This is a genomic window from Rhodocytophaga aerolata (assembly GCF_030503435.1).
In the GTDB taxonomy this organism is placed as follows: domain Bacteria; phylum Bacteroidota; class Bacteroidia; order Cytophagales; family 172606-1; genus Rhodocytophaga; species Rhodocytophaga aerolata.
In genome coordinates, this window is sequence record NZ_JAUKPO010000168.1 from 1 (window position 1) to 1,142 (window position 1,142).

Sequence of the window (1,142 nt, forward strand, 5' to 3'; positions counted from 1 at the left end):
TCGCCTGTGAGCACCAGGTCCTGATCCCCATCCCTATCATAGTCCAGCCACTGCCCATCACTGACCATGCCGGCTTTGAGCAGCCCAGGAGCTACCTGGCTTGTCACATCTTTGAACTGCCCTTTGCCATCGTTTTGTAACAGGTAGCTCTTGCAGGCTTGTCCATAGCGGAAAGGCTTGAGCCTAACGCCTACAAACAGATCCTGATCTCCATCTCCATCATAGTCGGCTGAAGCCACCGAGCTGCTGCTCTCAAAGATGAAGGAGGGTAATAGTTGAGGCGATTTGGAGAACTTGCCTCTGCCTTCATTGATATACAAGCGGTCCAAAAGTGCAGCCGCATTGGGAGAAAACTCATTGCCGCCGCTGCACACATACAAATCCATATCCCCATCCCCGTCACAATCAAAAAACAGGGCATCTGTATCTTCACTTTCTTTATCCTTTTCCAGTAATGCTTGATTAGACCTTGTAAAGTGGCCTGTGGCAGTCTGCACATACAAAGCACCGGCTTGCCCTTTGGCTCCTCCTAGATACAGATCCTCTAAGCCATCCCCATTCACATCGCCTTTGGCTAAGGCAGGACCTTGCGAAGAAAGCATGTGGAAAGAAAGCTTGTCACGGTCAAAGTCTGAAAAAGGGTTTTCCTCATGTACAAAATCTATTCCGTAATCTGCTCTATCCGCTTGGCTAAACAAAGTAAGCTCTTCTAGCTGACTGAGCTTCTTAGTAACCATAGCTAAGGCGGCTTCTTGTTGCTTGAGAGTCAGATGTTGATTGGGTGTTATCTCTCTCAAGACCTGCACCTTGCCATCGGGCCACTGCACGACAAGTGAATCTATCTTTGCTGCTTTGCCTAGCCCGAAGTTGAGCCGATAGTCTACACTCGACTCAAAGCCGCGCATCGGAATTTGCTCCTGATAGGACAGGGTGGAATCATAGTACAACGTTACTTTTGCCCCGATGCCATAGCGGTTTTTGTCTGCTCCCTGCAAAGAGACTTTCAGATACTTATGTTCGGGCAGTTTCTGCACTGATTCATTGCGGTAGACAAAGCAGGGCATATTCACATTGTTGACCACTAGATCTAAATCCCCGTCATTGTCTAAGTCGCCATAGGCTGAGCCATTGGAAAAGGAAGG

The 1,142-nt window shown here is 48.6% G+C and carries 1 protein-coding gene; it reads right to left on the minus strand.

The window, feature by feature from the left end; all coding sequences use genetic code 11:
* Positions 1-1,142, minus strand: a 1,142-nt coding sequence (locus Q0590_RS37360) for an FG-GAP-like repeat-containing protein (RefSeq protein WP_302042790.1), incomplete at both ends; no start/stop codon positions are given.